Genomic DNA, 8,206 nt, shown 5'->3' with positions numbered 1-8,206 from the left:
TGGCATATCGAACGCGATCACGCGCTCTTCGCCGACCAACGCATTGATCAAGGTCGACTTGCCCACGTTCGGCCGGCCGACGATCGCGATCTTCACGCCGCGCGCTTCCTTCTCGCCTTCTTCCACTTCCGGTTGCCCGGCGTACGCAACGCCGAGCGCCTCGTTGATCATTTCGGTGACGCCGTCGCCGTGCGCCGCCGAGATCGCGCGCGGGTCGCCGAGACCGAGTTCATAGAAGTCCGCGGCCACCGTGCTGTACTTCATCCCCTCCGCCTTGTTGACGACAAGGAAAATCGGCCGGCCGACCTTGCGCAGGTACTCGGCGATCGTCTTGTCTTGCGGCGCGAGACCATTGCGGCCGTCGACGATGAACACGACGACGTCCGATTCCTCGACCGCCTGGCGGGTTTGACGCGCCATCTCGTGCAGGATGCCGTCTTTGGCCACCGGCTCGAAGCCGCCGGTATCGACGACCAGATACGGCCGATCGCCGGCGCGCCCTTCGCCGTAATGGCGATCGCGGGTGAGACCGGGCAGGTCGGCAACCAGCGCATCACGCGTGCGCGTGAGACGGTTGAATAGCGTGGATTTCCCCACATTGGGGCGCCCAACCAGGGCAATAACGGGTTTCATCAGATGTTGTTCACGGTGAAACGCGGGATCGAAATCGACCGCCCGCGTAGCGACGCCATGCGGCCGCTACTCGGCAGCGTTTGACGAAAATTATCACGAATTCGGCCAGCCACGGATGCGCTGTCAATATGCGCACCCGGACGGACGGGGGGTTGGCTGTATGGGGCGGCGCCAGTGGGCCGCCAGTTTCAGTCTTTCTTGCTCAACGGCGCGCATGCCAGTTCAATGCGATTTGCCGTCGAAGGTGGCGCCGCAAGCAGCCACCGATGGCCACATGGGCCGCTTCTGGTCCGACTTGCCGGACCAGCCAGTCCGGCGGAATTCTTCTAATTACTCTGTTGCCCAACAAAAACGCACGCGGCCGGCGAAGCCGGCCCGCACGCTCGACTACTCGAGACCTGCGCGATCAGCGCGGGCGGTAGCCGTACAAGTCACCGTCATGCGTCAGCACGACCAGCGTTTCGCCGGCCAGAACCGGCGCTGCGGTAATCGGGCTGCCGTCGGTCTTCATACGGGCCACGAGCGTGCCGTCGTCGCGCGACAGGAAGTGCACGAAGCCCTGATAGTCGCCCAACACCGCGGCGTGACCCAGGATAAACGGGACGCTGAGCTCGCGGTTCTTGAGCTTGTCGTTCTTCCACAGCGGGGAACCGTTGTTGACGTCGAATGCCGACACCACCGACCAGTCGTCGGCCGCGACCACGGCACCTTCATCTTGCGCGAGGCCGCTCGTGCTCGAAAACGCCTTTTCCCACACTGCGCGGCCCGAATTCGCATCGAAGCAGCCAATCTGGCCCTGGAACGTCACCGCGCAGGTTTCCGAACCGACCAGCGTGGGCGGACCGGTCACGTCATTGATCCGCTCCACTTCCGTCACGCCCTTCGGATACGACACCGGCGTTTGCCAGTAGTTGTCGCCGGTCTGCAGGTTGATCGCGGCGAACGAGCCGCCCGGGAAGCCTGCCAGCACAGCCGCGTCGCCCGCGAACGTCATGCCCGACGAGACGCGCAGATTGAGCGGCACCGCGCGGTTGCGGTAGTTCCATTTCTGCTCGCCGGTTTGCGCATTGAACGCGACGATCTGGCCGTCGACCGTGCGCACTACCACAAGGCCATTGCCGACCAGCGGCGGCGAGATGATTTCGCCAGGCGCCTTGGCCGTCCACAATTGCTTGCCGTCCGCGCCAAGCACGTAGACGTCGCCCTTCAGGCCGCCGACCGCCGTAAGCGTGCCGTCGCTGCCGACACCTGCCGACAGATCGTCATGCAGCTTGACGCGCCAGATGTCCTGACCGGTTTGCGCGTCGATCTTCGCAACCGAGCCATTCGCGCCGGCCGCGTACACCGCGTTGCCGATCGCGACTGGCGAGAACAGGTAACGACCCGCCTTGCCCACGCTGGCCTTCCACGCCTGCTGCACGTCGAGCACGGGTTTGAACTCGGTGAGCGGCGTCGGCACGCGGCGCTCGTCTTTCGTGGATGAGCAAGCCGCCATGGTGAGGACGGTCATCGCACAGGCAACGGGCACAGCGTAACGTTTCAGCAGATTCATCGGTGGACGAAGCATTCAGGAAATTAATTAAAGGAGACCGGTTGGCCGTTACATGCGACGCGCTGCATTCGGCGATTAGCCGCCCAGCGCGTCCAGCTTGAACTGAATCAACTGGCGAGCCGAGCTATCGTTTTTCGACAGCGTGTCGAGCGCGAGCTTGTAGGCCGCGCGCGCATCGTCACGCTTACCTTGCGCGGCGAGCAGGTCACCGCGGCCGTTCGCCACAATGCCCTTGAACGCGTCGGACTGCGGTTCGGCGAGCAGTGCCAGGCCCTGGTCGTAAGCCTTGTCGTCGAGCAGCAGCGCAGCCAGACGCAGCCTGGCGATCTGCTTGAACTCGTCGTCTTTGGCGTGATCGATGGTCCATTGCAACTGGGCCTTCGCGGCAGCTTCATCGCCCGCTGCGTACAGCGCCTTGGCAGCGCCCAACGCGGTCATCTGCGCATACGCGGTGCGGCTGAACTTGTCTTCCATGTCGGTGGCGACGCGCGTGATCTTCGCCTTGTCGCCCGATGCCGCGGCTTGCTGCACCTGGTCATACAGCACCGCGGCTTCCGCCGCCTGACGCCGTTGCCAGAAATTCCAGCCATTCCAGCCGGCTGCTGCAACCAATGCCACCAGCACGATCCACGTGGCTGCATTGCCCCACTGCGTCCACCATGCCTTCAGACTTTCAATCGATTCTTGTTCGTCGTGGTAACTCATCGCCCGGCGATTTCCTCTTTCTTGATACGTGTGCATGTCGAGCCAAGGGGCTCGACGACATCGCGATCAGTCGTCGCCGTCTTCGGCGGTTGCAACCATCGCATTGATTAGAAATTCGGTCAAGTCTTCGGCGGGCACGTTATGTTGCTCGTTTTTACCGCCGTTAGCGCCGTTCGCGCCCGTATCGCGCAGCGGCTTCACGCCGACCGTGCCGTTGGCGATCTCGTCTTCGCCGAGGATCACCGCGAATGCCGCGCCGCTCGCGTCAGCGCGCTTCATTTGCGACTTGAAGCTCGCCGTTTGACCGTCGGCGCTGCAATGCAGGATCACGTCGAGGCCCGTATCGCGTAAACGCTCGGCAATGATAAAGGCCTGTTCGCGCGCCGCGTCGCCCTGATGGACCACGTACACGTCGCAACCTTCGTCTTCCGGCACCAGTTGTTCTTCTTTCAGCAGCTCGAGGATCCGTTCGACACCCATTGCCCAGCCGCACGCACCCGTCGGCTTGCCGCCGAGCTGTTCGATCAGCGGATCGTAACGGCCGCCGGCCGCGACCGTGCCTTGCGCGCCGAGTTTGTCGGTCACCCATTCGAACACGGTCAGATTGTAGTAATCGAGACCGCGCACGAGACGCGGATTGATCGTGAATGGAATGTTGTTCGCCTTCAGAATGCGCTGCAGGCCTTCGAAGTGCGCGCGCGATTCCTCGCCGAGAAAATCGATCAGCCTGGGCGCATTCTGCGCGACTTCCTGCATGGCCGGATTCTTCGTGTCGAGCACGCGCAGCGGGTTCGTGTACAGACGGCGCTTCGCCTCTTCGTCGAGCACGTCCATGTGCTTTTCGAGGTAAGCGATCAACTCGACGCGATGTGCCGCGCGCTCTTCGACGAGACCCAGCGAATTCAGTTCGAGCTTGATGCCCATCAAGCCGAGGTCGTCCCACAGACGCTGGCACATCATGATGATTTCAGCGTCGGTGTCCGGTCCGGCGAAACCCAATGCTTCCACGCCGACCTGGTGGAACTGCCGATACCGGCCACGCTGCGGGCGCTCGTGACGGAACATCGGGCCGATGTACCACAGACGCTTCGGACCGTCGTACAGCATGTTGTGCTCGATCGTGGCGCGCACGACTGCCGCCGTGTTTTCCGGGCGCATCGTCAGATTTTCGCCGTTCAACGCGTCAGTGAAGCTGTACATCTCTTTCTCGACGATGTCGGTCACTTCACCGATACCGCGCTTGAACAACTGCGTATGCTCGATGATCGGCGTACGAATATTCTGGTATCCGTACGAACGCAGCATCGACTTGACGGTCGTTTCAAAAAATTCCCACAGCCCGGCTTCCTGCGGAAGGATGTCGTTCATACCCTTCACGCCGGACAGCTTTTCGAGCTTTTTCTTCTGTTCAGTCATCTGTCTTCAATTGACGGTATTTAGTTGAGCGCTTCGGTGCGACCGGCTTCGGTGCCACCGGCGTCAGTGCGGCCATAGCGGCGCTCGACATAATCACTCACGATTTGCTGGAATTCTTGCGCGATATTATCGCCGCGCAGCGTCTTGACCTTCTCGCCGTCGACGAACACCGGCGCGGCCGGATTCTCGCCCGAACCCGGCAAGCTGATGCCGATATTCGCCTGCTTCGATTCGCCCGGACCGTTGACGATGCAGCCCATCACCGCGACATGCATCTTCTCGACGCCAGGATACTGATCGCGCCAGACCGGCATCTGCGTGCGCAGATAGGTCTGGATTTGCGACGCCAGTTCCTGGAACAGCGTGCTGGTGGTACGGCCGCAACCTGGGCACGCGATCACCATCGGCGTGAACGAACGCAGGCCCATGGTCTGCAGAATTTCCTGACCCACAATCACTTCGCCGGTACGCGGACCACCCGGCTCCGGCGTCAGCGAAATACGGATCGTGTCGCCGATGCCTTCTTGCAGCAATACCGACAACGCAGCGGTCGACGCCACGATGCCCTTGGAACCCATACCCGCTTCGGTCAAGCCGAGATGCAGCGCGAATTCGCAACGGCGCGCCAGTTCGCGGTACACGGCGATCAGATCCTGCACGCCGCTGACCTTGCACGACAGAATGATCTTGTTGCGTGGCAGGCCGATTTCGACCGCGCGCTCCGCCGAGCCGATGGCCGACTGGATCAATGCTTCGTACATCACGCTCTGCGCTTCCCACGGTGTGGCACGCGCGGCGTTTTCGTCCATCATCCTGGCGAGCAGGTCCTGGTCGAGGCTGCCCCAGTTGACGCCGATCCGCACCGGCTTGTCGTATTTCACTGCCGCTTCGATCATCTGCGCGAACTGCGTGTCGCGTTTCGCGCCGTGGCCGACGTTGCCCGGATTGATCCGGTATTTCGACAACGACTCCGCGCACGCGGGGTAATCGCGCAGCAGCAAGTGGCCGTTGTAATGAAAATCGCCGACGAGCGGCACCGACACGCCCATGCGGTCGAGCTGCTCGCGAACAGCCGGCACGGCCGCCGCCGCTTCCGGCGTATTGACTGTGATACGCACCAGTTCCGAACCGGCTTGCGCCAGTTCCTTGATCTGGATCGCGGTGCCGATCGCGTCCGCGGTGTCTGTGTTGGTCATCGACTGAACGCGCACAGGCGCATCGCCCCCGATGGTGACGAGCTGGCCGCCCCAACGGACATCGACCGCGTGCGACTTGCGCCGCGCTGCGTGGCCGCCGAACACCGGCTCGGTTGAAACGATCTTGCTACTGGATTGGGAGTGAGCTTCGGATTGCATCGAAAAACCCATTTACGCCGCATGCGCTACACAAAAGACGTAGCGCCTGAATTGAAAAAGCGCCGCGGACCGGTTGGCCGCGGCGCATACCGTATCTATCAAGGCAGCGCGAAGCGCGCCACATTACCCTTGGCCGCGGAATATTTCGACGGATCGACCGGCTGGCCGTCGAGCGTAATCGACTCGAGACCTGCCTTGTTACCGATCGTGACCTTGAAAGGCGCCGCGCCCGTTACTTCCTTCGTATCGCCTGCGTGCACGAGGCCGGAGAACACTTCCTTGCCGTCCTTGCCACGCACGCTGAACCAGCTGTCTTGCGTCACGCGCAGCGCGACGATCGCCTCACCTGCGGCCGGCGCTACAGCTGATGCGCCAATCGCGGCGACCAGCGGCGCGCTTGCACCTTGCGCCGCCGCCTGTGAACCGGCTTTCGGCGCGACCGCTGCAGCCGTCACAGCCGGCGCGGGAGACGGCGCCGTACCCGTTGCCAGCGGCGCGGGCATCGGCGTAGCCGACGCTGCATTGTCTGCTACAGACTGCGTTTCCGCCGCGGAAGCAGCGTCTTCCGCGATTGCCTCGGAACCCGCCGCCGGACTTTGCGCCACCGCGCCCGATGCGCCGGTCGCGCCACCCGCGGCGCCGTTCGCGCTCGCCTTCAAACGTGCGAGCCACGCCGACGAATCACCGCCATTGGTGTGCCACATGGCGAGGGCGATCACCGCGACGATCACCGCCGCAACGCCCCACAGCCACGAGCGGCTCTTCTGCCCACTGCCACCGAGCGACAGCGATACGCGGCCGCGCGGCAAATCCTTACCCGACGAAGCCGGCATCGACAGATCCGGCGCAGGTACGCCCTTTTCGCGGCGCAACGCCTGGGTGAACGGCGTGGGATCGGCGCCAAGCATCTTCGCGTAGCTGCGCACCACGCCGAGCGCAAAGGTCGTGTCCGGCAAATGACTGATGTCGCCGGATTCGAGCGCACGCAATTTGGTGACGGATACCTTCAGGCGCGCCGACACGTCTTCAATCGTCCAGCCCTTCGATTCACGCAGCTGGGTCAAGCGCGCGCCAACCGCCGCCAGGGAATCCAAACCCGTCAGGCCCGGCTGCACAACAGGTTGCACCACCGCCCGGGCGACTGGCGCCGGATGGCCTTCGTTTGTGTCCGTGTCCTGCGGCTGCGGGTGCTGCGGCTCACTCATCCCAAATCCTTTCGCGTCGATTCTTTTTCACTTGTGCAACCTGGACGGGCCAAAGCCTCACGCCCGAATCGCAGACCGTTTATAACAAAATGCGCGGCCTTATGTGCCGCTTCCGATCGCTTCTGCAAACTTTCTTTTCAATCGCGGATCGCGCGGAGGGTTTTTGCCCGCCCGGACAGCTTTCTGCCGAACGTCACGCCCTGCCTCGCCTCGCACGATTACACGGCGCGAACCTCGATCACCTTCGCCGCCTTCCCGGTGCGCTCAGCGAGGCGCGTGCGGTCTTTGACCGCACCAGCCAACTGACCGCAGGCAGCGTCGATATCATCGCCGCGGGTTTTACGCACCGTGGTGACGACGCCCGCGTCCATCAACACTTGTGCAAACCGCTTGATCTGTTCCGGCTTCGAGCGGATGAGACCCGACTCTGGGAACGGATTGAACGGAATCAGGTTGAACTTGCACGGGACGTCGCGCGTAACGGCCAGCAATTCGCGCGCTTGCGCTTCGCTGTCGTTGACGCCGTCGAGCATGCAATATTCAAACGTAATGAAATCGCGCGGCGCGACTTTCAGATAGCGCTGGCAAGCGGCCATCAGTTCGCGCAGCGGATACTTCTTGTTCAGCGGTACCAGCATGTCGCGCAACGGATCGCTCGGCGCATGCAACGAAACAGCGAGCGCCACCGGCAGATCGGCGCCAAGCCGGTCCATCATCGGCACAACGCCGGAGGTGGACAAGGTGACACGCCGACGCGACAGGCCGTACGCGTTGTCGTCCAGCATCAGGCGCATGGCGGGCACCACCGCGTCGTAATTGAGCAGCGGCTCGCCCATGCCCATCATCACCACGTTCGTGACGACGCGCTCGCCTTTACCGTCACCACCCGTGGCGCGCCCGCCGTCCGTGCCACGCGTGGCACGGAGCGCGAACTCGGCCATGCGCAACATGCCGATGATTTAACCGGTGGTGAGATTGCGGGCGAAACCCTGTTTGCCGGTCGAACAGTAACGGCAGTTGACCGCACACCCGGCCTGCGACGACACGCACAGCGTGCCACGCGTTTCTTCGGGAATGTAGACGGTTTCAACCGCGTTGCTGTTGCCGACGTCGATCAGCCACTTACGTGTGCCGTCGGTCGAAATATTGTCGCTGACGATGCCGGGCATCGTGATCGTTGCGCGGCCTTTGAGCTTTTCGCGCAAGGACTTCGCCAGATCGGTCATGCCGTCGAAATCGGCAGCGTTGTACTGATGGATCCAACGCTGCAATTGCTTGGCGCGAAACGGCTTCTCGCCCAGGCTGTCGCAATAGGCGACGAGCCCTTGGGCGTCGAGGTC

General features: G+C 62.8%; 6 protein-coding genes and 1 pseudogene. All 7 read right to left on the bottom strand.

Features of this window, described 5'->3' with window-relative positions; all coding sequences use genetic code 11:
* Positions 1-633: ribosome biogenesis GTPase Der (locus QOC89_RS26055; protein ID WP_323047655.1), on the bottom strand; the 633-nt coding region annotated here is incomplete at its 3' end.
* A gap of 406 nt (positions 634-1,039) precedes the next feature.
* Positions 1,040-2,185 (bottom strand): outer membrane protein assembly factor BamB, encoded by a 1,146-nt coding sequence (gene bamB, locus QOC89_RS26050; protein ID WP_323047654.1) that lies wholly within the window; start codon positions 2,183-2,185, stop codon positions 1,040-1,042.
* Between the two features lie 75 nt (positions 2,186-2,260).
* Positions 2,261-2,890: a tetratricopeptide repeat protein gene (locus QOC89_RS26045; protein WP_323047653.1), complete on the bottom strand. Its 630-nt coding sequence runs from the start codon at positions 2,888-2,890 to the stop codon at positions 2,261-2,263.
* Between the two features lie 66 nt (positions 2,891-2,956).
* A complete protein-coding gene (gene hisS / locus QOC89_RS26040) occupies positions 2,957-4,306 on the bottom strand; it encodes a histidine--tRNA ligase (protein WP_323047652.1) in 1,350 nt (449 codons plus the stop codon).
* A 20-nt stretch (positions 4,307-4,326) separates the two neighbouring features.
* Positions 4,327-5,673 (bottom strand): flavodoxin-dependent (E)-4-hydroxy-3-methylbut-2-enyl-diphosphate synthase, encoded by a 1,347-nt coding sequence (gene ispG / locus QOC89_RS26035; protein WP_323047651.1) that lies wholly within the window; start codon positions 5,671-5,673, stop codon positions 4,327-4,329.
* A gap of 86 nt (positions 5,674-5,759) precedes the next feature.
* Positions 5,760-6,866, bottom strand: a complete 1,107-nt coding sequence (locus QOC89_RS26030) for a helix-turn-helix domain-containing protein (RefSeq protein WP_323047650.1) — start codon at positions 6,864-6,866, stop codon at positions 5,760-5,762.
* A 218-nt stretch (positions 6,867-7,084) separates the two neighbouring features.
* A pseudogene (gene rlmN, locus QOC89_RS26025) lies at positions 7,085-8,206 on the bottom strand (23S rRNA (adenine(2503)-C(2))-methyltransferase RlmN); the annotation flags it as partial.

Origin of the sequence: Paraburkholderia sp., from assembly GCF_034668105.1 — a bacterium.
In the GTDB taxonomy this organism is placed as follows: Bacteria; Pseudomonadota; Gammaproteobacteria; order Burkholderiales; family Burkholderiaceae; genus Paraburkholderia.
The sequence above is the reverse complement of the archived record's forward strand: the minus strand, read 5'-3'. Positions and strand labels throughout refer to the sequence as shown.